Origin of the sequence: Ensifer sp. (assembly GCF_035999185.1) — a bacterium.
GTDB lineage: Bacteria > Pseudomonadota > Alphaproteobacteria > Rhizobiales > Rhizobiaceae > Ensifer.
This window is the reverse complement of record NZ_DASYHB010000180.1, coordinates 58,982-81,225: the sequence shown is the minus strand read 5'-3', so window position 1 is coordinate 81,225 and position 22,244 is coordinate 58,982. Positions and strand designations below refer to the sequence as shown.

The 22,244-nt window shown below is 60.5% G+C and carries 24 protein-coding genes and 2 pseudogenes; 7 read left to right on the top strand and 19 right to left on the bottom strand.

Going from position 1 to position 22,244, the window contains the following annotated elements; translation table 11 throughout:
- Positions 1-260: 260 nt before the first annotated feature.
- The gene (locus VGO04_RS24725; protein ID WP_327498607.1) at positions 261-485 is read right to left on the bottom strand and encodes a hypothetical protein; all 225 of its coding nucleotides are present in this window, start codon (positions 483-485) and stop codon (positions 261-263) included.
- A 624-nt stretch (positions 486-1,109) separates the two neighbouring features.
- On the opposite strand from VGO04_RS24725, the gene VGO04_RS24720 reads away from it, so the two are divergent.
- The gene (locus tag VGO04_RS24720; protein ID WP_327498606.1) at positions 1,110-1,562 is read left to right on the top strand and encodes a MucR family transcriptional regulator; all 453 of its coding nucleotides are present in this window, start codon (positions 1,110-1,112) and stop codon (positions 1,560-1,562) included.
- A 29-nt stretch (positions 1,563-1,591) separates the two neighbouring features.
- On the opposite strand, the pseudogene rpsU reads toward VGO04_RS24720, so the two are convergent.
- The 4 genes and pseudogenes from rpsU to VGO04_RS24700 all read right to left on the bottom strand — a co-directional run bounded on the left by rpsU (position 1,592) and on the right by VGO04_RS24700 (position 3,270).
- A pseudogene (gene rpsU / locus VGO04_RS24715) lies at positions 1,592-1,823 on the bottom strand (30S ribosomal protein S21).
- The gene (locus tag VGO04_RS24710) at positions 1,823-2,032 is read right to left on the bottom strand and encodes a cold-shock protein (protein ID WP_327498605.1); all 210 of its coding nucleotides are present in this window, start codon (positions 2,030-2,032) and stop codon (positions 1,823-1,825) included. The pseudogene rpsU and the gene VGO04_RS24710 overlap by 1 nt, the downstream one beginning before the upstream one ends.
- 498 nt (positions 2,033-2,530) lie before the next feature.
- Entirely contained in the window at positions 2,531-2,911 is a 381-nt protein-coding gene (locus VGO04_RS24705; protein ID WP_327498604.1) for a hypothetical protein, read from the bottom strand.
- A 104-nt stretch (positions 2,912-3,015) separates the two neighbouring features.
- Positions 3,016-3,270 (bottom strand): hypothetical protein, encoded by a 255-nt coding sequence (locus VGO04_RS24700; protein ID WP_327498603.1) that lies wholly within the window; start codon positions 3,268-3,270, stop codon positions 3,016-3,018.
- 355 nt (positions 3,271-3,625) lie between these two features.
- Between VGO04_RS24700 and VGO04_RS24695 the strand changes: the two genes are divergently transcribed.
- The gene (locus tag VGO04_RS24695; RefSeq protein WP_327498602.1) at positions 3,626-3,871 is read left to right on the top strand and encodes a hypothetical protein; all 246 of its coding nucleotides are present in this window, start codon (positions 3,626-3,628) and stop codon (positions 3,869-3,871) included.
- A 239-nt stretch (positions 3,872-4,110) separates the two neighbouring features.
- On the opposite strand, the gene VGO04_RS24690 is transcribed toward VGO04_RS24695, so the two are convergent.
- The 12 genes from VGO04_RS24690 to VGO04_RS24635 all read right to left on the bottom strand — a co-directional run bounded on the left by VGO04_RS24690 (position 4,111) and on the right by VGO04_RS24635 (position 17,106).
- Entirely contained in the window at positions 4,111-4,494 is a 384-nt protein-coding gene (locus VGO04_RS24690; RefSeq protein WP_327498601.1) for a response regulator, read from the bottom strand.
- 40 nt (positions 4,495-4,534) lie between these two features.
- Positions 4,535-6,505, bottom strand: a complete 1,971-nt coding sequence (locus VGO04_RS24685; protein WP_327498600.1) for a PAS domain-containing sensor histidine kinase — start codon at positions 6,503-6,505, stop codon at positions 4,535-4,537.
- Positions 6,505-7,143 carry a chemotaxis protein CheX gene (locus VGO04_RS24680; protein ID WP_327498599.1) on the bottom strand — a complete coding sequence of 213 codons (639 nt, stop codon included), beginning with the start codon at positions 7,141-7,143 and terminating at the stop codon, positions 6,505-6,507. Before VGO04_RS24680 ends, VGO04_RS24685 begins: the two co-directional genes overlap by 1 nt.
- Positions 7,140-7,523: a response regulator transcription factor gene (locus tag VGO04_RS24675; RefSeq protein ID WP_327498598.1), complete on the bottom strand. Its 384-nt coding sequence runs from the start codon at positions 7,521-7,523 to the stop codon at positions 7,140-7,142. Before VGO04_RS24675 ends, VGO04_RS24680 begins: the two co-directional genes overlap by 4 nt.
- Before the next feature lie 79 nt (positions 7,524-7,602).
- Positions 7,603-7,851 carry a hypothetical protein gene (locus tag VGO04_RS24670; RefSeq protein ID WP_327498597.1) on the bottom strand — a complete coding sequence of 83 codons (249 nt, stop codon included), beginning with the start codon at positions 7,849-7,851 and terminating at the stop codon, positions 7,603-7,605.
- Positions 7,848-9,779: a chemotaxis protein CheA gene (locus tag VGO04_RS24665; RefSeq protein WP_327498596.1), complete on the bottom strand. Its 1,932-nt coding sequence runs from the start codon at positions 9,777-9,779 to the stop codon at positions 7,848-7,850. Before VGO04_RS24665 ends, VGO04_RS24670 begins: the two co-directional genes overlap by 4 nt.
- Positions 9,780-10,628 carry a protein-glutamate O-methyltransferase CheR gene (locus VGO04_RS24660; RefSeq protein ID WP_327498595.1) on the bottom strand — a complete coding sequence of 283 codons (849 nt, stop codon included), beginning with the start codon at positions 10,626-10,628 and terminating at the stop codon, positions 9,780-9,782.
- Positions 10,619-11,707, bottom strand: a complete 1,089-nt coding sequence (gene cheB / locus VGO04_RS24655) for a chemotaxis-specific protein-glutamate methyltransferase CheB (protein ID WP_327498594.1) — start codon at positions 11,705-11,707, stop codon at positions 10,619-10,621. Before cheB ends, VGO04_RS24660 begins: the two co-directional genes overlap by 10 nt.
- Complete coding sequence (locus VGO04_RS24650; RefSeq protein ID WP_327498593.1) at positions 11,704-13,134, bottom strand: chemotaxis protein CheW; 1,431 nt, start codon at positions 13,132-13,134, stop codon at positions 11,704-11,706. The genes cheB and VGO04_RS24650 overlap by 4 nt, the downstream gene beginning before the upstream one ends.
- A 5-nt stretch (positions 13,135-13,139) precedes the next feature.
- Positions 13,140-15,071: a methyl-accepting chemotaxis protein gene (locus VGO04_RS24645; RefSeq protein ID WP_327498592.1), complete on the bottom strand. Its 1,932-nt coding sequence runs from the start codon at positions 15,069-15,071 to the stop codon at positions 13,140-13,142.
- Between the two features lie 87 nt (positions 15,072-15,158).
- Entirely contained in the window at positions 15,159-15,542 is a 384-nt protein-coding gene (locus VGO04_RS24640) for a response regulator (protein ID WP_327498591.1), read from the bottom strand.
- 346 nt (positions 15,543-15,888) lie between these two features.
- Positions 15,889-17,106, bottom strand: a complete 1,218-nt coding sequence (locus VGO04_RS24635; protein ID WP_327498590.1) for an alpha/beta hydrolase family protein — start codon at positions 17,104-17,106, stop codon at positions 15,889-15,891.
- Positions 17,107-17,249: 143 nt separating this feature from the next.
- Here VGO04_RS24635 and VGO04_RS24630 point away from each other — a divergent pair, with 143 nt between their 5' ends.
- From VGO04_RS24630 to VGO04_RS24620, 3 genes are all read left to right on the top strand, one after another.
- Positions 17,250-17,684: a pyridoxamine 5'-phosphate oxidase family protein gene (locus VGO04_RS24630; protein ID WP_327498589.1), complete on the top strand. Its 435-nt coding sequence runs from the start codon at positions 17,250-17,252 to the stop codon at positions 17,682-17,684.
- 307 nt (positions 17,685-17,991) lie between these two features.
- On the top strand, positions 17,992-18,921 hold the full coding sequence (locus tag VGO04_RS24625) for a diguanylate cyclase (protein ID WP_327498588.1): 930 nt from the start codon (positions 17,992-17,994) through the stop codon (positions 18,919-18,921).
- A 263-nt stretch (positions 18,922-19,184) separates the two neighbouring features.
- Positions 19,185-19,526, top strand: a complete 342-nt coding sequence (locus VGO04_RS24620) for a hypothetical protein (protein WP_327498587.1) — start codon at positions 19,185-19,187, stop codon at positions 19,524-19,526.
- A 171-nt stretch (positions 19,527-19,697) separates the two neighbouring features.
- Here VGO04_RS24620 and VGO04_RS24615 read toward each other — a convergent pair.
- Both VGO04_RS24615 and VGO04_RS24610 read right to left on the bottom strand, forming a co-directional pair.
- A pseudogene (locus tag VGO04_RS24615) lies at positions 19,698-20,157 on the bottom strand (DUF3597 domain-containing protein).
- Positions 20,158-20,159: 2 nt separating this feature from the next.
- The gene (locus VGO04_RS24610; RefSeq protein ID WP_327498586.1) at positions 20,160-20,663 is read right to left on the bottom strand and encodes a ferritin-like domain-containing protein; all 504 of its coding nucleotides are present in this window, start codon (positions 20,661-20,663) and stop codon (positions 20,160-20,162) included.
- A gap of 148 nt (positions 20,664-20,811) precedes the next feature.
- On the opposite strand from VGO04_RS24610, the gene VGO04_RS24605 reads away from it, so the two are divergent.
- Positions 20,812-21,111, top strand: a complete 300-nt coding sequence (locus VGO04_RS24605; protein WP_327498585.1) for a PepSY domain-containing protein — start codon at positions 20,812-20,814, stop codon at positions 21,109-21,111.
- Positions 21,112-21,124: 13 nt separating this feature from the next.
- On the top strand, positions 21,125-21,661 hold the full coding sequence (locus VGO04_RS24600; RefSeq protein ID WP_327498584.1) for a general stress protein: 537 nt from the start codon (positions 21,125-21,127) through the stop codon (positions 21,659-21,661).
- The last annotated feature ends 583 nt before the right edge of the window (positions 21,662-22,244 follow it).

Below are 22,244 nucleotides of genomic sequence, written 5' to 3'. Positions count from 1 at the left end.
ACGCGACGAAGTCGCCGTGCGAGCGGCAATCCTCTCGACTTGGTCAAACGGCCAAACCGAAGGGCAGATCACCCGTCTCAAGCTTGTCAAACGCCAGATGTACGGCCGTGGAAAGATCGACCTTCTCCAAGCGCGCCTCATAGGCGCGCAATAATCCCGACCGTCAGCGAAATTGCGTCAGACCCAAAGTTGGACGCCGATCCCCTGCCTCACGGGGTCAAGCTTGCACGCCGAAACACAGCCAATCTCCCGTTCAGAGATTACAGGTTTGAAACGAGCTTCGCATAACGGATCAGCGCGACTTCGCGCTTCGTCTTGGAAGGGTGGCTCAACTCTGCCCTGATCGAGCGGATCGTGGCTTTGGACAAGGCAATTTGCTCGCCGGATGCAGCTGAGCTGTGGGCGACCGAGTCCGCCAAGGCTAACATCTCTGGCAGATTGCCCGTGGCGCAAACAGCACGAGCTTTGAGTTGGGAGATCGACATTCACTGCGTCTCGACGCTTGAATTGAAACAGGACGGCTAGATTTAACTCGCTTTCGCCGAAGTCGTTCCCCGTCAACGTGACCATTAGCAAGGGCCCGTTGACGAACGACACTGCCGATCCAACACCAGCCGCACATGAGAAGCGGCCCGAACCCATGTTCCTTTCAGGAGTATATGGCTTGGCAGCACCTACTAATCACTTCGAACGACCCGTTGTTATCCTGACCCGTTTCGGCGTTCCGACCGCCGTCTTGTGAAGCGGATATGTCGGCTGGATAAATTATCGCGGCTGAGGACGACCGGAGGAATGCCATTCAGCGAGCGGTCGATGGCCCTTGCGACAGACGCGGAAGGTGCGTGGGAGTTGGCTGATATTACCGACGCGATCGCGCATTACGATTTGCAGCGATGTAATGCGGTTTCTACCATCCGGACATAGGGGTTTGCCTCATTCAACGAGTGAAGACCTCGGGGATGGTTGACCGAGGTGCCACACTCTGAATTCTGGACAAGGCATCCTGATGCTGTCCATTCAGCGGAAAGGTTCAGGGCAGCCTGCGCGTCTATTTCGTGAGTGGGTTCCGCATCGCGAAATTGCAGCGGCTTTGAAAAGCAGGAGACAAAATGACAGTAGTCAATGACGAGATGATCGGCCTCGTTGCCGAGATCGTGTCAGCCTACGTTTCAAAAAACAGTGTCCCGGCGGCTGAACTGCCCGCACTGATCGCAACAACGCACGCCGCGATCGTCAACCTTGGTGAGCCTGCGGCCGCTCCTGTCGAGGAGAAGCCAGTCCCCGCCATATCAATCAGGAAGTCGATCACTGCTGAATATCTGGTATGCCTCGATGACGGGAAGAAGTTCAAGTCGCTGAAGCGGCACCTGCGAACTGCGTATGGGATGACGCCGGAACAGTATCGCCAGAAGTGGAGCCTGCCGGCTGACTACCCGATGGTTGCTCCAGCGTATGCTGAGGCTCGGTCGAACCTCGCCAAGAAAATAGGCTTGGGTCAGCAGCGTCGGAAAAACGCATCTGGCAAGATTTCCAACGCGGCAGCGCTTAAGCCGGTTGGTTGAGGCCCCGGCAACGCCGGGACCTTTCTCTTTCAGGGTGTCGGCGGTGATGGCCGCGGGGTTATCGGAACACGCGGCTTTTGCAGGCGGCAATAGGCATTCTTGGCGCGACGGATCGCCTCCGCCTTCTCCCGGGTGCGCTTATGCTGAGCTTCTCGTAGCTCTCGCGCTGGCGCATTCGCGGACGACGCCTTCCTTTTGCATCTTCCGTTTGAGAACGCGAAGCGCCTGGTCGACGTTGCTATCGCGAACGAGGACCTGCATCAGTCGAGCTTCAGGTTGTCGGCCGACGATTTACCGGAGCGGCGATCGGCGACGATCTCGTAGGAGAGCTTCTGCCCCTCCTTGAGGTCACGGAAGCCGGCGCGCTCGACCGCGCTGATGTGGACGAAGACGTCCTGGCCGCCATCATCGGGCTGAATGAACCCGAACCCTTTTGTGGCGTTGAACCATTTCACTGTACCTTGAGCCATGAAGGTCTCCCTGCAGCGTGGTTTGAGACCTACGTCGTCATCCGTGCTTGCCGCGAAGGCACGGTTCAGATTGGCTTGTCCCACTTGTCGGTGGGCATTGACCGGAATGGTCTGAGCAGATCCCCGCCGAATTGGTAGCATAGGCCGAGGCAGTCACCATCCTTCGTTTGACTGACCCGTTTTTGGGAGCCTGCGCTGCCACGAAGCGCGAACTACTGCGACTCAGTCTGTAGGCAGGGTGGGTTCGATTTGGAAGTGAGACTTGCAAATGATCCCAATGGGTTATCGGCCGCCGGATTGCACGATGCAACGCACCTACCCCAGATTGGCCCGGCTTCACGGTCAATTTCTCACCGTCGCGCTATCCGCCTCAAGGGGCGCAGTCCAATCGGGGGACAACTTTGCGAGGCGTTTAACATTCAACCCTGGATAAAATCCGTCAGGGTCCGGCCGCTGACCATACGGAAGCTCTCCTTCCAGACGAGTGGGATTGCGCTCTCACCTACGTTTGCGGCCGTTGGGCACGGCGCCTTGTGGTTCTGATTGTGCGAAGCCCTCCCCGCGGAGCAAATTCCGAAGCTCCGGAAACATGATCAGCACGCTGGCTGTAGAAAGTGCCCCCAGCAGCCCCGACGCTAACGCGATGATCACATCCTTCGAATAGGGCGGGCGAACTGGAAATGTGCTGAAGGGCGAGGAGTGTTTTGAGATCGGAGTTTGCGCATTTGTTGACCGCCTTGAAATGACGATCGCGGCGGTGCCGCTGGCGAGCGCGCCGATCAGCAATGCTGCCGCAATGAGCAAGCTCGCCGTTATCGCCCCGTATCGCAATGCCAAGACGGTATGACCGGCGTTCAGCGCGTATCCGGCGGTAAACATGGCCAGCAGTCCACTTGCCGCCAGGAGGCCGTAGACAACGACCTGTCGCTTGAGAAATGCGACACCGCGAGAGATTAGAACTGCTGCTAGGGCGCCCACAGGACCTACCGGGCCGCCCAAAAGCCGAACGCCGCGCCTGCTGCTGCAGCCCATCCGAGGGCTCTCATAGGGCGTGCGCGGATTTCATCGATCAGGAGTTGCTGCAGCTCGCTCGCGCGGTCGGGAGCAGTTTCGGTCCTTTGGTCGGTATCGACGCCATAGGTCTTCAACTGCGCTGAGACGCTGTTCTGGCTGTCCTGCTTAAGCTCGCTCCGTCCTTCGTCGGCGTGCTGAGACATTATCTTGAAGCCGTTTTCCATGGCTGCGTCCTTTGAATTCTCTACCTGCTTGGGCAGTCGAGAGGGCGTTAATGTCAGCACAACGGGCACCGGCCTGTGCTGTTCCCCCATTGAAATTAAACACTGAGTGGCCGGTGCAGAGCCTCGGAGGCTCGGTCTGAGGATCGCAAAACCTATGCAGTGGAAGCACAGCAAGCATTTTCAAGCCTGGGATTGACTTGGCGAGGTTGCCAGAGATGCCGGCCGCGAGATGGCTGACCTCATCGCACTTCGCTCACTTGTGAGTTCGCTCGTGGATGGGTGAGGAACATTGAACCGGCCGAATCGTCTCTCTTCATGGACACGTAAGACATTTAACCTTGGATTGGATTCGAACATGAGCAGTTCGCAAGTCGCAGACGTTCGCGGGGCTGAAGCGCGAGCTGCCCGGCAGCAGGAAGGCTCGGGAGGCGGCTCTATTAGCCCGATGCACGCCGATACTCACACCGATGCAAGCCCGGCAGTCGAAACGCCCGCAGAAGGTCGTCAAGGCTTCCTGGGCATGCCCGTTCTTGCTGTTCTTGTGGGCAGTCTGCTGCTGGCAGGCATCGCATGGCTCATCGTCCACTACGCGGTGGGTTGACGGTGATAATGCTACGATTGCTAGCTTGGCTGAACACCCTGATCGCTGGGGATGCCGCGAAGGGAAATATTTCCAGCAGCTTGGCTGTGCCAGCTGTTGACGGCGAGGTTCCCGCGCTAGCATTTGCATGAGGACGGCAATCCTCAGTGCAGTACGGGGGAGCTGGCGATCACACGCTTTGGCTGCCAACACAGCGGGCTTACGGCCCCCAAGCGATAAGGAAATATTCGGCGGAAGCGCTAATTCGCGATCGCCAGCATTTCCTGTATCTTGCGCGCCAATTTTTCCAGATCGAAGGGTTTGGTGATCATATCCATTCCATCGGCTAGGAACGCTCTCTTGTTGACGGCGTTGGCCGCGTAACCGGTGATGAACAGCACCTTCAGTCCGGGGAGAATATCTCGGGCCAGTTCGGCCAACTGCCGACCGTTCATGCCGGGTAACCCCACATCCGATATCATAAGATCGAAATGGATGCTCTGGCGAAGCTTCGCAACAGCCATATCGGCATTGACGGCCTCGATCGCGCTGTAGCCTAGATCCCGCAACACCTCGACTACGAGCAGACGGACGGAAGGGTCATCTTCCACGACAAGGACGCTCTCGCCCGCGCCCTGCGGCACCTGGGGGGCCCCGCAAGCGTCGATGTCGCGCTCTTCGAGACTACGCGGCAGATACAGGTATCTCAGTGCCCTGACCCGGCTTGCTCCTAATTTTGACCGCGCCTCCGGATTGCTGCGCGAACCCGTAGACCATCGACAATCCCAGCCCCGTCCCTTGGCCAATAGGCTTTGTCGTAAAAAACGGCTCGAAGACTTTCTCTAGTACGTCCGCCGACATTCCGACCCCGGTGTCGCGAACCTTGATCGCGACAAAATCAAGCTTGCCCTGAATATTCAGACCCGGAACGTCGCCCTCCACCAGCGCCAAATTGTGAGTCTCGATGCTAAGCTGTCCCCCACCGGGCATGGCATCACGCGCATTGATTGCGAGATTCAGGAGTGCATTTTCGAGTTGGTTTGCATCGGTCATCGCGGCCCAGCAGTCCGGTGATGGCTGCACGAGCAGTCGAAGCTGTTCACCCAGACTCCGGTCGAACAACTCCCGCATACCGAGGATGAGTTGCCTCACATCTGTCGGCTTGCGATCGAGCGGCTGCCGGCGCGAGAATGCCAGCAACCTGTGAGTTAACCCCGCAGCCCGCTGCGCTGAGACCGTCGCAGCATCCATGAATCGATCAACGCCCTCCAGCCTCCCCGCAGCGAGCCTTCGCTTGATGATATCCAGTGCGCCCATGATGCCCGTGAGCATATTGTTGAAGTCGTGGGCGATGCCGCCTGTCAGTTGGCCAACCGCCTCCATCTTTTGGCTTTGCCGCAACTGGGCTTCGGCTTCGCGCAGGGCAGTCTCCTGTTCCTTCTCGACCGTGATATGCCGCCCATAGAGATAGATCGCATCGGCCTCGCGCGACGCGGTCCACGACACCCATCGCGGCGTCCCGTCCACGTGCTCCATTCGGCTGTCGAAAGCGGCGCCGCCTTCAAGATTGGCGTTGGCAAAGCCCGCTGCGACGAGCCCGGCATCATCCAGCCAGGCAAGCTCCGAAACGCGTTTGCCGAGGAGGTCCGAGATCTCGATATTCAATACGCCTGTCCAAGCGGGATTGGCGTCGAGAATGCGCCCTCCGGTGTCGGTGACCGCGAGCATGTCGCGTGAGTTTTGCCAAATCCGGTCACGGTCGCGTGTCCGCTCCTTGACGCTCTCCGAAAGCCCTTCGTTGAGGCGCCGCAGCCTTTCCTCGTTCAGCTTCGAGGCCGTCACGTCGTATGCGACGCCGATATAGCGCAAGCCCGGCGCCGATAAGTCTCGCACGTACTCACCGCGTCGAGACAACCACCGCTGCTCGCCCGTGTCCGCGCGCGTGATGCGGAACTCAATATTCGAATCCGGCTTGGGTTCCTCGGGCAGGATTGGCTCGATGATCGGACGATCGTCCTGATGGACTAGTTGATTAACGGTAGAGACCGGCAGAATGCGGGTCGGATGTAGACCGAGCAACTGGCAGAATTGTTCTGAGACGGTCACCGTGCCGAAGCCTGTGGCGTGCTCGAATGTCCCGATCGCGCCGGCGGACTGGGCGATGCGGAGCTGCTCCTGAATGCGCTTCTGCTCCGTGATGTCGACCAGGTCGCCCACGAACTTTAGGGGCTCGTCGTTCTCGGAGAGGATCGCCCTACCCTTGGCGTGGACCCAGCGCATCGTCCCGTCGCCTTTCAACAGGCGATAGTCCTTCGAGAACATCTCTGCTCCGGCGAGAATGCCAGCAACCGCCAATCGGACACGCTTCTGATCCTCGGCGGCGATATTGGCGAAGAACTTGCTCGTCGAAACGCCTCGAGCCAATTCGGTGGGATCTTGCAACGTCAGCGCGGCGAAGCGCGCGTCACCAATCAAAATCTTGTTTGTGATGTCCCACTCCCAAGTGCCGGTCGCTCCAGCGGCGTCGAGCGTGAGATGAAGGCGCTGCTCCGCATCGCGGATGTCCGATTTCAGGCGCGAGAACTCAGCTGAAAGGCGATCGCGCAATTCAATCCCGTCGTCTTCGATGCGATCAGATCTTCCAACCTCAGACATCAGCCGACATCTTCCGTCACACGATCGATGAAACCCGCGATCAGTATCTTCAGAGCCGCCATCGAGGGCAGATCCATCAACATCGCAATGTAACCCCGGATATTGCGATCTTGGACCGAAAAATTGATGTAGAGAAACAGCACTAGCGCACTCTTGTTGGCATCCGACGTGCGTGCGAAGAGGTGCTCCCCGTTTCCGCGGATAATTTCCGGAAGAGACATCTTGAGCGACTGCTTGAGCATATTGGCCATGGTGCCAAGGCAGTTGTTGAGGATAACGTTGCCCGTTTCGGCAAGTGCCTCGCTTTCGATTTCCAAGACTTGGTCGTCGGTGGCTTCGTCGCCCATAACGGCGCGGGCAAGTTCCAGGCTCTTGGTTTCGGGGAAGATCAGGAGGGCGCGGCCAGAAAATGCGCCTTCGAACTCCTGCTTCACCGCAACGAGATTCTCGCTCTCGCGCTGCCCGATCAGCGAAGCGGCCGCGGCCTGAGTGACGATCTCAACGGACGGCACTGAGAGGAGCACCTGACGTTTGACCATCTTGCGGAGGCTCGATGCAGCCCGGCTGACGCCGATATTGACGACTTCTGTCAGCGCATCGCGCTCGAGTTCGTCGAGGCTGATAGTGGCTCCGGTCATCTCCGCGCCTGCTTGAGGCGCAGAGCAGCCCCCTCAAGAAAACCGGACATGCCGTCCTCAGTTAGCGGCTTGTTGACAAAAGTTGCGTTGACCGCCCTTGCACGCGAAATGACTTCATCCTGTATGTTGGCAGTAATGATGGCAATCGGCATGTTGGGGTAAGACTTCCGCAAGTCAGCTGCCAGCTCTAGCCCGTCCTGGCCGGGCATGTTGAAATCAAGGACCGCGACATCAATCTGCTGCTCGCTGACGAGCTGAAGCGCCTCTTGCGCATTGCTCGCCTCGACCCTGACCCAATCGGGCCGGAGGGCCCCTATGGCTTTCCCAGCGACGATACGTGCGAGCTTGCTGTCATCGACAATCATTATCGTAACCGTCATTCGGTGTTTCCGTCTTGCAATCTTTGGGTAGGAGACTTGTTCCGTATCGCAGGAATGATTTCGGATTTCGATCAAGTCGTCATGGAAGCTCCTCCTTTGGTGCGATCAGGGGCAGGATATAATCGGCTGAAAAGCGATCCGGCGCCTCGCCCGAAATGGTCGGGCGCATGGCAAGAAGCACCTGCCAGAGCGCCGTATGCATGCGCTCCGCGTCCAGAACGACCCGACGGTGCGGAGCTGCGGAAAGGGCCGAAAGCAGTGTCTCTGCTTCATCGACACCGCATCGGCCCGTCAACCTGATCTCCTGTTCCTCGACTGTCACCGTCATGCGAGCAAGACCTCCAGATCGAGCACCATGACGATCCGGCCATCTCCGAGCACGGTCGTCCCAAGGATGCCCCGCACCGCCTTCAACAGGCCCGCGGGTGGACGGAGCAACGTCTCAAAGCGCTCCCCGATGCCGTCGACAACCAAGCCCACGGCAGCGGCCCCGATTTCAAGAACCAGCATCAGCTCCTCCGAGCGCGCCTGCGCAACCGCGCCGACGATATTGCCCAGTCGCACTACTGGAATAGTCCTATCGCGCAGCACGCTCGCTTCGCCCCCTCGGACCGGTATGATGGCGGTTGCGGGAATCCTAACCGTCTCCGTAATCGATTCCATGGGAACGCCGTACTGCTCGCCCGCGACCGTCACCACGATCACGCGGCTCATGGCGAAACTGGTGGGCATCGACAACACGATCGTCGTCCCTATGGCGAACGCGCTGGAGACTGCGACCTTACCACCCAGGCGGCGAACCGATGCGCGCACCGCATCCATGCCGACCCCACGACCCGACAGATCGGATACGGTCTCCGATGTCGAAAAACCTGGGGTGAATAGGAGTTCGAGACTATCGCTATCGCCCAGCGTTGCGGCGGTCTCGGCGGAGATAAACCCGCGCGCCAGCGCCGCGGAGCGAATGCGCTCCGGCTCGATCCCACGCCCGTCATCGCTGACCTTGAGCTCGATGCTGTGGCCGACCTGCCGTGCGCTGACGGAGATAGTGCCTTTCGAGGGCTTGCCGACGCTTAGCCTCTGCTCTTCGGCTTCGATGCCGTGGTCCGCGGCGTTGCGGATGATGTGAAGCAGCGGCTCATACAATCCGTCGACGATCGTCTTGTCGGCCTCGATCTCGCCTCCTCGGACGTCGAGTTGCAGCGGCTTGCCGGTCTGCCCGGAAATCTCCCTTGCGAGGCGCGCGAGACGGCGGAAGGTATCGCTAAGCGGCACCATCCGTACATCTGTTGCCGATCGCTGAAGCTGGCTCACCAAGCGGCCAAGATCCTGATGCACCGCTGCGACTTTGCGCGATAGTGCGATGCCTCCTTCAAGCGCTTGCGCTTGGGCGACGAGCGCGGGCAGGCCGCTCTTGAGCGTCTGGAGCTCTCCGGCGAGCGCGACGATGTCATCGATGCGCGCGAGATCGACGCGAATCGTTCGCGTGATCGTCTCTCCACTCTCAGCCGAGAACTCCTTGGCATCTGACTCCGGGTCCTGCGCGATTGCGATCTGATCCGGGATGAGGCGGAAGACCGCCTCGACTTCAGAGCGCTTCGCAGTGGAAATCGCCTCGAAGATTAGATTGCTGCGAAACGGGTCGAACTCTGCCTCGCCGGGCCAATCCTCTCGCGTCGAGACGCGGGCAAAGAAGACCTCCGGTATGGCGGCCATGAGCGCTATCGGATCATCGCCATTGAAGAAGCACTCCGGCGCTGGCGAATACCGAAGCGCAACGACTCCCCTCTCCCGGATTGCTGGATGGGCCGTGAACAACCTCTGGGCCCATGACGGCACGGCGCCATCGGTCATCGGCATTACGGCTGGCGGGGCGCTACCGCCTGACGCGAGCGAAAGAACCAATTCCGCCCCCTCGTCCGCAGCCGTCGGCGCGAGCACTCCAGCGCGCTCGAGACGCTGAACGCAGCGATCGATCCATTCAATGATCGCGAGCAGGGGGTCGATTCTGGCCGGGTCGATTTCGGCATCGTCCTTAACCGCACAGCCAAGCACGTCTTCCGCAGCGTGAAGCGTGTCGTGCATCGGAGCGAGGTCAAACAGACCGACCGAGCCCTTCAAAGTGTGGATGGCGCGGAACGCGCTGCCTAGTCGACCGCGATCTCCCGGCTCGCGGTCGAGCGCGAGCAGGTCCTCCGCAGCCTGCTGCGTCAGCTCGGCCGCCTCAATAACGAACTGGGCCAGCAGGTCGTCCACTCAGCTCTCCCGCGCCCGACGATAGACGACGGCATCTTCGAACCGGGCGATCTCGAAGCGCGTCGAGATCCGGCTCATCGACTCCGTATGCCCCAGACAGAGATAGCCTCCGGGCAGGAGCGCGCCGTAGAGGTTGTCCACGGTCCGGCGGCGCGATTCATCATCGAAATAGATCAAGACGTTGCGACAGAAGATTATATCGAACTCACCTTGTGTTTCGGCCACTTGCCGGTCGATCAGATTTGCTGCACGGAAACTGACCGACTCGCGCAAGTCCGGGATGATCCGCCAGCGAGCATCGTCCAACTGGTGAAAATAGCGCTGCCGCAGATCGGCCGAAAGGCGAGACACGGAGCGCTTGCCAAACTCACCGAAGGCCGCGTCCCGCAGCACCGCGCTGTCGATATCCGAACCGACGATCTCGACATTATACGCGTCGACGAGATTCCAGTTCTCCAACAGCCAGATCGCAATCGAATACGGTTCCTCGCCCGTCGAGCACGGAATTGACCATATCCTGATCCGGTCACCCGGCCGTTTGCCAACGATCCGGTCGGGAAGCAGGGAGCGGCTCAGGCAGTGGAGCTGATGCTCTTCGCGATAAAAATATGTCTCGTTGACTGTGAAGCTATTGATCAGCAGTTCGGCTTCGCCGGGATCGCTCAGGAGCAGGTTGAAGTAGGAGCCGAAGGACATCGCCCCGGTCGCAGCGACGCGGTCCGCGACTCGCCGGTCGATGTAGTAGCGCTTGGTTTCGCCGAACAGCATCCCGGTACGCCGATACAGGAACTCGCAAAGCCGCAGAAGATCGCCGGCCGAAAGGTATCGCGGTGCCTCGCCTATTGCCATCGGGCGAGCTCCAGCAGGCGTTCGCCAATCCCATGCAACTCGATGACATCGGCTGCGCCACCCAGCTTGACCAATTCGCCGGGCATGCCCCATACCACGGCGCTTTGCTCGGCCTCGGCAATCGTGTGTCCACCCAATTTCCGGAGCTCGGCGAGCGCTCCCGCTCCGTCGTTGCCCATGCCCGTCATCAGGACGCCCACCAGGCGCTCGGCCGGGACATGGTCGATGGCACTGCGAACCAGCCGGTCGACACTCGGGTGCCAGCGATGCTCCGGATCTGCCGGCGCGGAAATGGCCACGAGCGCCCTGTTCCTACGGGTCAAAAGGATGTCCGCGTCGCCCCGGCCGATATAGACGTGTCCAGCCTCGAGCGCGGTCGGGCCGGTCACCTCGACAACTGAAAGTGCGCAGAGCTTGTCGAGCCTGCGGGAGAGCGGGCCCGTGAACGAGGCCGGCATGTGCTGGGCGATGACGATCGGCCAGCCGAAATCTTTGGGCAGGGCGGACAGCACCGCGTCCAATGCGGGCGGTCCGCCGGTCGAGGCGCCGATCAGCACAACGCACTCGTCGGCCAGACCGGTAACGATGCGGGAAATTTTTGCCCCGCTCCGCGCCGACAGCGAGCGCGGCATCTTGAACTCGGTACGAAATCGAACGCGCTCGGCCAATCGACGGCTCGTTCGAACCTTGATCGAAGCCGCGGCGCGTACCCGTTCGACAATCAGGGGCCCGAGGTCGTCGGCATGCAACGAAATCGTGCCCTGCGGCTTCGGAATGAAGTCGACCGCACCCATCTGGAGTGCGCGCAAGGTCTCGTCGGCTCCGTGCTCGGTCAGTGCGGAGACCATCACCACCGGGCACGGATGCTCGACCATGATGCGGTCCAGGCAGGCCAAACCGTCCATGTTAGGCATGGCAATATCCAGCGTCACGACGTGGGGTCGGAATTCGGCCATCGCCCTCAGGGCTTCGGTGCCATCGCGCGCGGAACCGATCTCGAAATCGGTTTCGGCTTCGAAGATCCGGCCGAGGAACCTGCGCATCAGGGCGGAGTCGTCAACGATGAGGAGACGGATCACGATGCCTGTACATCGCCAGCCGCCGGCTTGAAGCGCGCGAGAAGATCGCGCTCAGCCTTGTCCAGCAGTTCTTTCGGGTCGACGAGCAAAATCATCTCGCCGGCATCGCCGCGGGCAGCGACCCTGTCGAATATCTGTGTGCCGTTGCCCGGCAACTTCGGTGCCGGCCCGATCGCAGAAGCCGGAAGGGAGAGGATCTCGGAAACGGAGTCGACGATGAAGCCCGCCTGGAGCTGTCCAATCGTGACCACGACGACCCTCGGCCGTTTCGCCGACAGGCTCTGTCCCGCCTCGAAGCGCAAGCGCTGGTCGATCACGGGCACTGCCTTGCCTCTGACATTGATAACGCCGGTGACGAAGTTGGGCGCATTGGGAACGCGCGATATCGCGTCGGGAAGCTGGACGATCTCATCGACCGAGCCGATGGGGAGCCCGAAGACATCATCGCCGAGCCTGAACACGATAAAGCGCTGGTCCGGTTCGAAAGCCACGGCGTCAGGCATGCTCCTGTTCCTCTCGCCGCGTTCCGCAAGCGCGTTGCTAATTGCCCGGTTCCGAAACAAGCGCAATGGCGACAGGATCGATATCAGCGGCCGCTTATCGGCACTACGGGCGATGGCATCGATTTCGGCGTCGCCGGCGCCCCGCTGCAAGATCGCAGGGATCGGCTCGATCGATGTCTCCGGAACCCGGACGACGCCGTGCAGCCTATCCACGACCAGCCCGATCCGGGCCTCTCCAAAGCGAATGACGACAACGTGGCGACGGCCATCGCTGTCGGCCGGAAGTCCGAGCAGCGACGCAAGCGAGATGAGCGGAACGATCTCCTCTCGAAGCGCGATCATCCCGACGGACATCGCCTCGCCTCTCGGTAAACCGGTCACGTCGCCCGGAAGCGCCAGGACTTCGACGACGCTTTCGAGCGGCAAGGCGAAATACTGAACCGACACCCGGAACGCCAACAGTGCGCGTTCAATGGTAGCGGCAATTTTCTGGCCCGCTTTATCCACGGAACTTCCGATATTTCGGCGCGGAGTCTGCACCGACTCGACAAATATATCCGCGAGCAACGCGCCTATATTCAGTACCTTGGCCGAAGCGCTCTGCTCGGAAGTCAGTTGCAGAACATCGTCTATCAGCAGCCCGACCGCCCCGCCTTCATCGTAGACGACGACCTTGGCTTCACCCGACGACGGCGCCGCGCCTTCGACGACCGCAGCTACCAGCGCCGACACGCGCACGACAGGGATGGCCGCCCCGTGAAAGTTCATCAGGCCCGCCAAGGCGCCGGGGCTGTTCGGGACACGGGTGATGGTGGGTCGCCGCCCAACCTCGAGCACACCTTCGGCGGGTATAGAATATCCGTCGCCACCGACGATGAAGGTCAGCTGCCGCTCGGTCTCGCCGCCCCTGCGAGCCTTCGCCATCGAAATCAACCGGCCGCCAATTGGAGTTCATCTGCCAGAGACGCTATTTCCTCGATCGCTGCGGCGAGGTCCTCGGCACTGCGCGACTGTTCCCTGGCAGCGCTGGCAGCAGCCGTTGCGGCCGAGCTTGCCTCCTGCGCTGCGGACGCGATCTGCTGTGTTCCTAGTTGTACGTCCCGCACGGCCGAAAGCGCACTCTGCGCGCTGCCGAGTATCTCATCGTTGCCGCTGGCGATGGCGGCGACATCGTTTTCAATGGCCTTCATGCGTTCGATGATTACTACATTTTTGCCTTGCTCGGCCTCGGCAAGGCTAAGGACGAGCTCAAGATCGCGGCGCACCGCCGCGATCTGAATCTGCATCAAGCGAACGACGTCCTTGACGCCTTCGATATACTCACTGCTTTCCTGCGCCAGCTTGCGGATATCGCTAGAGACCTGCGCGAAGCCTCGGCCGGCATCGCCGGCTCTTGCGGCCTCGACGGAGCCTGATACCGACAGCATGTTGGTTTGCACAGCAACCAGAACAATGCGGTCGATGCTCTTCTCGATCTGACGCGAAACGTCTTCGAGAGAATCGAGCGCAAACACCGAATGGCGCATGTGGACTACGGTGTTTGCGAAGCTCTCCCCAATCACACGCAGGCCCGCTTGGGTCTTGGCCAGAAGCCCCGCGATCCCCCCTGTCCGCTCAGTCGCGACTTGGGCCCCCTTCCGGGTGTGATCCAGATTCTTCTCGATTTGGATCAAGGCTGCATTCGCCTGCTGCGTCGCGGACGCCTGAGTTTGCGCACCTCGGCTGATCTGATCGATCGCGACGAGGATTTCCCCTGCCGTGCCGGCCAGTTCTTGCACGGTCGCGGATAGCTGTTCCGCCGCCGTGCCCAACTGCTCGATGCCGCTCGCAGCCGAGCCATCGCCTTGCAGATCCTCCGCCAAGCCTGCCAGAGCTTGAGCCGCTTCCTGGCTTTGATCGAGCGCCTGGCTCTGCTGCTGGACGGATCGCTGTGCCTGCGCCACGGCAGCGGACTGCTCTTCGGCCGCACTGGCGACCAATTCGGCGCCGCGTCCTGCCTCGCGCACCGCGATGTCAGCCTCGACGGCAGCGGTGAGGATTGTTTGGCTGCCCTCGGCGAGCACTGACAAGTCCGCGCGCACCGATGACAGATCCGAAGCCATCGCCTGGGTCGTTGCCGTCTGCTGCTGGGCAGCGGTTGCTGTCGCCCTGATCCGCTCGGCGAGTGTCTTGACCTCGCGCCCGACGGTTAAAGATTGCTCTTCGATTTCCCGAGCTGTCCGCTCGGCCACTTCCGCAAGAGCGCGGACTTCGTCGGCGACGACCGCGAAGCCCTTGCCGACATCGCCGGCACGAGCGGCTTCGATCGCAGCGTTCAACGCAAGAAGATTGGTTCGATCCGAAATATCAGCGACCATCTGAGTCGTGGCGCCTATGCCGGCAGCTTGCTTTTCCAGCCTCTCGGCGATTTCGACCGAAGCGAGTTGGCGCGCCGCGGCGTTCCCCAGCGACGCGTTGGCATCATCAATCTGCGTCGCGCTTTCAAGCACGGCCGAATGCAGCGCATCGGTCTTGCGGCGAGAATTTTCAGCTTGGTCGCGCGCGCGGACGAAAGTCGCTCCGAGCATCTCCACTGCCCCCTGCGATTGCTGGGCCGCTCCCGCTGCTTCCCCCGCACCCGCCGAAATCTGTTCGAGAGCTTGGCGAAGCTGCTGCGCTGCCGCCGCCGCCTCCAGCATGCCGCTCGCGAGCTCTTCCGTCGCGGCACCGATCCGCTCCGCGACTTTTTGCTGGCGGGCCCGAGCACGTTCGTGCGAGCGGCGCACCGCGGCGACCTTATTCACCGGTCCTGTCACATCGTGTTTGGAAATAGTGGGTTTGGCGCGGCGTTTAGCGAGCTCAGTGGTCTTTACCAGCGCCATCTAATTCCCCAGTCTATATGGGCTAGAGAGATATTCTCCGGCGCTTCCGCCACGCTAGGCGGTTTGATCCAGAGCAACAAGGTCAAGCTAGACGCCCTGTTCAGGAATAAATCTGCCGCCCAGGGTAAGCGTAAGGCCCTTCACAAGCTCGGGAAAGTGGAACGGCTTGTTGAGGATCGTTCGTCCGCGATGCTCCTCCGGAAGTGAACTGCTTCCAAAGCCCGACGCAAACATGAAGGGGATTCCGCGGCTCGCCAGGACGTCAGCCACTGCAAATGACGATTGCGAACCGAGGCTCATGTCGAGAATGGCAAGATCCATGTCCGTTGTCTGGGCCAGAGCGAGGCCCTTCTCCAGGCTCATGGCCGTGGCCGCAACCTCGCACCCCGCGTCGAGGAGGTGTTCCTCAAGCATCATCGCTATGATTGGCTCATCTTCGACGATGAGGACCTTTGGCTTGAAACCTGACAAGAAATTCCCCCGTGGCTACCGCCAACGCCATTCAACGTTTGGTTCAGTGAAATGTTCCGGCATGACTGCGAGTTTTTCTAAGGTCGAGATTGCCCGAGCAGCGCTCATTTCCGATCCGCAAACCGAGAGCGTGAACCAAGCGGGCTGATAAACCGTGCGGAACTAGATATCTTGGCCAACTGAAATGGTCGCAGGCTCCTACTCGCGCCGGCTTAGAGTGCTAGCTTCGGCAATCGCGTCGCCTTGGGCCGACGACGCACAGAACGCGCCATCTACGGACATTGGCGGACAGCAGACGTTGACGATCACCGTCGCCGACGGTGGAGTGGGCGGCTGCGACGGCATTCTAGCGCTGGACGCTGAAGCAATCATCCAGCCAATCGAGAACGCGCCGGTTGAGCAATGAGCGGTTTCCCATCTCACAATGCCGGTCAGCGCCCTCGGCGGCAGTGAAGCGCATCAGGGCTTTCGGGCATGTTAGCTTATTAAACAAGGCACTAGCGCCGTTACCAAGGATATCATTCTCCGCCTGAGTGATCAGCGTCGGACAAGTGATGGTGTCGACCCGTCCTGTCATCGTGAACCGCTCGGCCGATGCAAAATAATCTCGCAGGTTGTCGACACCGTGGGTCCAGAAGCCCCGATTCACGACCTTCCACTTGATCAGGGGACTCTTGCGGATCGTGGCGTCGATCTTTTGCATGATCGATTCATCGAGATTGCCCAGATCTGCCGCTGCCTCCGACGAGACGCCGAGGTTCCGCACGACGATATCCCGGAAGCCGTCGGCGATACTCCAGAGACCAGGATCCGCAATCAGCGCTGCGATCCGCGGTTCACCAGACGCGGCGCGCGGGGCGAGATAGCCTCCAAGGCTCCAGCCCGACAGAGCGATGCGCTTGGTATCCACCAGTGGCAAACCCTCTGCGAAGTCGACCACCGCCTTGATGACGACCTCCCAGTCGGGTCGCAGCGCCGTACCGTGCTCGTAAAGCATGGCGCCCTGGCCCGGACCGTCGAAGAGCAGGCTGTGGTAGCCCCGTCGGGACGCCGCAACGCCGCATGCGAAATAGGTGTCGACGATCGTCCCGTCATAGCCGTTGGTGAAGATGATCAGCGGCCGGACCTCGGTCTCACTGCCCTCGGCCGGGATGAAATAACCGGGCAGAGAAGTCTCGCCGAACGGGATGGCAATAGGCGCCGTGGGAGCCTCTCCGAGCGACAGGGCCTTGTCGAAGGCAGCGACCTCCTTTCGAAATGCGGAAAGCAGACGCGGATCGACCGGCACTCCATAGAGCGGGCGAAACGAAGAAGCGTAGAACACGCTTGCCCTCAGATATGACTCGCGGGCGCTCGCCATGTGCCCCTTTGCGAGCAGGGTGTCGGCTGTCGCCGTCATACGCTCGCCGGCAGCGACCCAAGCATCATGGAATAAATCGTCTCCGCCATCGGCAACGGCTTCGGCCACCGAGCGGATCTCACCGAAATCCGCTCCGCCATAGGGAATATACCCATGAGCCCAGACGAAATCGCTATGCATCTCGTTGTGAAACAAGGCGGCCATCGTGTCCTCTCGGGCTTAGAGCCGGCCACTTATAGATGACGTAGCGTCGTCTTTAAACGGAGTGCGGCTTCGACCAAAGGAACATGCCTCGCGCCGGCCCGTTCGATCTCCTCGAAAGCCAACACATCACGCAGGAGAAACCTATGGGCGAGCTCACCCTCAGCGACATCGCGGAGAAGATGAAGGACATCGACTTCTGCATGCTCACGACCGTGACGGAAGGCGGCCAACTCTCCAGCCGGCCGATGAGCAACAATCGGGATGTCGATTACGATGGAGATTCCTGGTTCTTCGCCTACGAAAATGCGCGCTTCATCGAGGATGTGCAGGCAAATGACCAGGTTGGACTGACCTTCGCCGGCGACAAGAGTCTACTCGGCAAACCGGGCATCTTCATCGGCGTCGAGGGCAAGGCGAGCCTGACGAAAGACCGTCTCGCCTTCGAGAAGCATTGGGTTGACGACATGGAACGATGGTTCCCCCAAGGCATCGAGACACCCGGCATCGTCCTGCTGAAAGTCCAGGCGTCGCGTGTGCACTACTGGGATGGCGAAGAAAATGGAGAGGTCAAGATTTAACGGCATCATGGCCAAGCGAGATTGGCAATCGCGCGGAAGTGCCTGCCAGGCAATCTGAACTAGCACGGCGCGCCGAAGCGGACTCCAGCTATGTGGCTGAAAACAGAACATGCCGGAGCCGATATCGGCCCGGCACCGGCGTTGTTGGCGGCGACTGAGGGATAAGTCATCGGAATATCTAGGGACGGGCAGGCGAAGCGATCGATAACAGTGGACGTTCCGAAATTGCGAGGTTGTGCCTTTACCGTTCTTTCCCACTGTCCAGGCACGATCTGGCTTAGCTAACAAACGAGCGGGACATTGGCAGATGGAGCAAAGCTATCAAAAGCTCGGCGAGATCTTCGAGACCTCGCCGATGCTCGTAGCCCTCTATGACCAGTTCGATCGGCTTCGTTTTGCCAATCGGACATTCCGAGAAGCGTGGCATATCGGTTCCAACGAGGACCTAAGCTGGTCGGACATTATGCGCCGCAATTTTGCGACGCAGCGTGGAACAGTCGTGCATTCCGACGACATCGAGGCCTGGCTCAACTCTACCCGCTCGCGGCGCGGCAAAGTCCGCTACAAATCCTACGAGACCGACTTGGCAGACGGGCGCTGGCTGTGGATGCAGGAGGAGACAACAGATGATGGCTGGATGCTTTGCGTAGCTAGCGACATCACTGACCTACACGCCGAAACCCGCGCCTTACGGCAAGATCGGGATACCGCACTGAAGGCTTCTTTCACGGACGAGCTGACTGGCGTAGCGAACAGGCGCTTTGTGATGTCGCGGGTAGACGAGATGCTGGCATGGTCAGTAGCGGAAACCACTCGTCCAGGCTGCCTTGCGATCTTGGACATCGACAACTTCAAGGCCATCAACGACCTACACGGCCACCATGTTGGCGACCAAATTCTCCAGGGATTTGCGCATGCCGTGAACTTGAACGTTCGACGGACGGATTGTTTCGGCCGCGTTGGCGGGGAGGAATTTGTCATTGTCATGCCCAGGACGTCATCTATCGCAGCATTACTTATTCTGGAACGCATCCTCGTTCTGGTGAGAAGTTTGACACCCCTTCCCAGCCGCCCTGACTTTTTTTGCACCTTTTCGGCTGGCGTTGCGCAGATCGAGGGCGATGACGTTGCGCTCAGCTTGTATGCCCGTGCCGACAAGGCGCTTTATGCTGCGAAGACACTCGGACGAAATCAGATCGTTTCATTTGACAGCTTAAGCCAGCGAGCGGTGGTTTAGCCGGAAAGGCCGTTGATATACGGTCGGCAAGTTCATGAAGATCGTTCCCCCTATTGGGGGCTCCGCAATGGGCCTCGCATCAACTCGACCCCTGCTGAAACAAAGTTCGTCGCAAGGCTACTTCTGACGGGGCGCTTGCAGCGTGGATGGAGGCCTGTCCGCGATCTCGAGCTAAGCACTGACAAGAGGTCTCTGACGCCTGAACAACTTGAGCCTTGGGACGTTCCGCCTCCACCATCATTTTGGTTCGTGAGGTGGATGCCATGGCAACGTTGGATCGAGCTATCGAAATCGCCGCGTTGGCACACACCGGCCAGTGCGACAAAACTGGCAAGCCCTACATCGTTCATCCCATGCGCCTCATGTCGCGCTTCCTTCGGAAAGGCAATGAGAAGTGCGCGATCGTCGCAGCGCTGCACGATGCTGTCGAAGATTCAGATTGGACGCTCGAAGCGTTGACTGCCGAGGGCTTCACCGATGAAATTGTTGGCGCGGTTGGCGCTTTGACCCGTGGTCAGGCTGAAGATTACGGCCTATATCAATCGAGCGGCAAGGCACCCGCTGGCGCGCTGGGTCAAGCAAGCCGACCTTATCGACAATCTTAATGAAGACAGGCTGGCGAAGGTGCCGGAACCTGATCGGACGCGGCTCCGACGTAAGTACTCTGAGGCACTCCAAGTGAAACTTGCAGGGCCAATGCAACATCGCTGGTCGAGTTTTACGGAGAGTACCCCCGGCGAAAATCGCCGGGGTCAAAATTGCTAGAATCAAGACGATCAGTCTAGCAGGTCGGCCGGCACCCTGCCGCCGTTCTCTAACAGCCTTCTGATGACGGCCTTGTGCAACCAGACGTTCATTGCGGCAGAATCGCTCGTATCCCCGGAATAACCCAACTCGTTCGCCAGATCGCGACGCGCCTGAAGGCTGCTGTCGATCTTCAATGCCTTCAGCAAATCGACGATCGACGTCTTCCAATTCAGCGGTTGACGACTGTCCTTGACCGCCTCGTCGAGGATCGGCGAGATGTCGACCGTCTGCGCGGCAGACGTCGGCGCCGATCCCACGCTTGCGGTCGGCTCACCTGCGGTTGTGCCGGCCCGGTGTCGAGGCTGGAGCTGTCGACGTGTTTGCCGGCGGCACCACGGCGCCAAGCGTTGGCGCCGGGGCCGGCGCAGTGAAGGTATCGGCCTTAGCCTCGCCGAAGATGGCCTTCTTGATGGAATCAAAGATGCCCATCGTCACGCCGCCTTCTTCGTCGCGGCGGCGTTCACCGTCTTGCCGAGCGCACTAAGCGACTTGTCCGTCCTCTCCTCCTCCGCAAGCGTTTCGGCGAGAAGCTTGGACGCATCCTTCAGCCCAAGCTGGTCGGCCCAGGCCTTGAGGGTTCCGTACCGGGAAATCTCGTAATGCTCGACAGCCTGCGCCGAGGCCGCCAGACCAGCGTCGAGGGCGGGACTATCGGAATATTCCTCGATGACCGCCTTGCCCTCCTCGATGATGCCGAGGATCGCGTCGCAGGTCTTCCCGCGCGGTGCCTTGCCAATGATCTCGAACACCTCCGCAAGCCGCTCGACGTGCCCCTCGGTCTCCTCGCGATGTGTGTCGAAGGCCTTCTTGAGCTCCGGCGACTTTGCCGCCTTTGCCATCTTAGGGAGCGTCTTCAGGATTTGCTTCTCCGCATAGTAGACGTCCTTGAGGGTGTCGTGGAACAGGTCTTCGAGCGCCTTCGGTTCCGTGGCCATGTTGTCCTCCAATGATGTGGGTGGTCAATGACTGCCAAACCTTCATCGCGGTGCGGGGTTCCGTCTCGGTCCGATGGAACTTCCATGAGCAGATTGCCGTTGGATTGTGCATCCCGGCGACCCGTCGCCCACCTCTCCGGAGATCATCATGAAGACGCTCCTCATCGCCACGTTGATCGCCTCCGCGACGTCCTTCGGTGCCATGGCACAGACGTCGACGACGGCCCCCACACCTTCTCCGAACGCCGATGCGGACAAGAACGCGCCCCTCCCGGGCGCCAACAGTTTTACGGAGGGCCAGGCCAAGAGCAGGCTCGAGGCCAACGGCTACTCCAACGTCGGTGCCCTGAAAAAGGACGATAACGGCGTTTGGAAGGGAACGGCCACACATTCCGGCGCGCAGGTCAACGTCTCAGTCGACTATCGCGGCAACATCACTCGCAATTAAGTTGGAGATCGATATGACTCGCACTCTCACCCGAACCTACGATAGCCACGCCACCGCTCGGTCCGTTGTCGAACAACTTGAGGCCGCCGGCGTGTCCAGCAGCGACATCAGCATTGTCGGCAGCGACGGCAAGTCCGGCGAGACAAATGCGGGCGAAGGCGCGGGTATCGGCGCCGGCGTCGGCGGCGCTGCCGGTCTGCTTGCCGGCCTCGGCATCATGGCCATTCCCGGCATCGGCCCGGTGGTGGCCGCGGGCTGGCTCGCCTCCACCGCCGCTGGCGCCTTGGCCGGAGCAGCCGCTGGCGGCCTTGTCGGCTCCTTCGTGAATGAAGGCCACGACAAGGAGGAGGCTGAATACTACGCCGAGACGGTGCGCCGGGGCGGTTCCGTGGTCTCGGTCCGGACAGAGCCCGAGCACGAGGCGACTGTCCAGGCTATCCTCGATGGCGCTACGCCGATCGACCGCACAATCCGCGAGGCGGAGTATCGTGCGGGCGGATGGAGCCGCTTCGACGAGAATGCCGGGCCCTATCGTCCGCCGGTCGTCTGAAAACAATACGGCGGGATGACGGAGGCCCCCGGGACTATGTCCCGGGGGTTTTCCTGCGCGGCGGCCGCGCCGCTCAAAGTCCATCCCACTCGTGTGCCTATCGATCTCGGCTGCAGCCAGGGGGACCGGGCGACAGCGATCCGGGAGCTGCGCCTGGCGCTACATCCACGCCGCATCCAGGCCGACCCGAGCCCGCGCGAGGTCCATCGGATCTGTCAAAGGCGAAAACAGCATGGCTTCGATCCTTGAAATCGCGCTTCATTATCGTCGAGCCGTCGATGACCATTCGGGAGCCGATTGCGTCATTAGGACCCGGGACTTTGGCCGACACGACCGTTTCCGCCGTCTTGCGGTGGCCGAGATAGGGGGATCATTCAAACGTACTCGAGGATCGGCCGCTCCGCGGGTGCAAGGCCGTATTGCCCCGGAATCAAAAACGATGATCGCGGGTCTACCCGCCGGGAAACAATATACCGATTGGAGCTCCCGATGAAACGATCGCGCCTCTCCGTTTCGCATCAACACCAATAGGAACCGCCCGGTATCATGGAGGGTTTCGCAGGGGATCATCTCAGGAGCCCGT

Bases quoted from the DNA above. Each gene is read 5' to 3' on its own strand.
- VGO04_RS24725 (WP_327498607.1), bottom strand. From the start codon at position 485: ATGTCGATCTCCCAACTCAAAGCTCGTGCTGTTTGCGCCACGGGCAAT.
- VGO04_RS24720 (WP_327498606.1), top strand. From the start codon at position 1,110: ATGACAGTAGTCAATGACGAGATGATCGGCCTCGTTGCCGAGATCGTG.
- VGO04_RS24710 (WP_327498605.1), bottom strand. From the start codon at position 2,032: ATGGCTCAAGGTACAGTGAAATGGTTCAACGCCACAAAAGGGTTCGGG.
- VGO04_RS24705 (WP_327498604.1), bottom strand. From the start codon at position 2,911: ATGTTTACCGCCGGATACGCGCTGAACGCCGGTCATACCGTCTTGGCA.
- VGO04_RS24700 (WP_327498603.1), bottom strand. From the start codon at position 3,270: ATGGAAAACGGCTTCAAGATAATGTCTCAGCACGCCGACGAAGGACGG.
- VGO04_RS24695 (WP_327498602.1), top strand. From the start codon at position 3,626: ATGAGCAGTTCGCAAGTCGCAGACGTTCGCGGGGCTGAAGCGCGAGCT.
- VGO04_RS24685 (WP_327498600.1), bottom strand. From the start codon at position 6,505: ATGTCTGAGGTTGGAAGATCTGATCGCATCGAAGACGACGGGATTGAA.
- VGO04_RS24680 (WP_327498599.1), bottom strand. From the start codon at position 7,143: ATGACCGGAGCCACTATCAGCCTCGACGAACTCGAGCGCGATGCGCTG.
- VGO04_RS24675 (WP_327498598.1), bottom strand. From the start codon at position 7,523: ATGACGGTTACGATAATGATTGTCGATGACAGCAAGCTCGCACGTATC.
- VGO04_RS24670 (WP_327498597.1), bottom strand. From the start codon at position 7,851: ATGACGGTGACAGTCGAGGAACAGGAGATCAGGTTGACGGGCCGATGC.
- VGO04_RS24660 (WP_327498595.1), bottom strand. From the start codon at position 10,628: ATGGCAATAGGCGAGGCACCGCGATACCTTTCGGCCGGCGATCTTCTG.
- VGO04_RS24650 (WP_327498593.1), bottom strand. From the start codon at position 13,134: ATGGCGAAGGCTCGCAGGGGCGGCGAGACCGAGCGGCAGCTGACCTTC.
- VGO04_RS24645 (WP_327498592.1), bottom strand. From the start codon at position 15,071: ATGGCGCTGGTAAAGACCACTGAGCTCGCTAAACGCCGCGCCAAACCC.
- VGO04_RS24635 (WP_327498590.1), bottom strand. From the start codon at position 17,106: ATGGCCGCCTTGTTTCACAACGAGATGCATAGCGATTTCGTCTGGGCT.
- VGO04_RS24630 (WP_327498589.1), top strand. From the start codon at position 17,250: ATGGGCGAGCTCACCCTCAGCGACATCGCGGAGAAGATGAAGGACATC.
- VGO04_RS24625 (WP_327498588.1), top strand. From the start codon at position 17,992: ATGGAGCAAAGCTATCAAAAGCTCGGCGAGATCTTCGAGACCTCGCCG.
- VGO04_RS24620 (WP_327498587.1), top strand. From the start codon at position 19,185: ATGGCAACGTTGGATCGAGCTATCGAAATCGCCGCGTTGGCACACACC.
- VGO04_RS24610 (WP_327498586.1), bottom strand. From the start codon at position 20,663: ATGGCCACGGAACCGAAGGCGCTCGAAGACCTGTTCCACGACACCCTC.
- VGO04_RS24605 (WP_327498585.1), top strand. From the start codon at position 20,812: ATGAAGACGCTCCTCATCGCCACGTTGATCGCCTCCGCGACGTCCTTC.
- VGO04_RS24600 (WP_327498584.1), top strand. From the start codon at position 21,125: ATGACTCGCACTCTCACCCGAACCTACGATAGCCACGCCACCGCTCGG.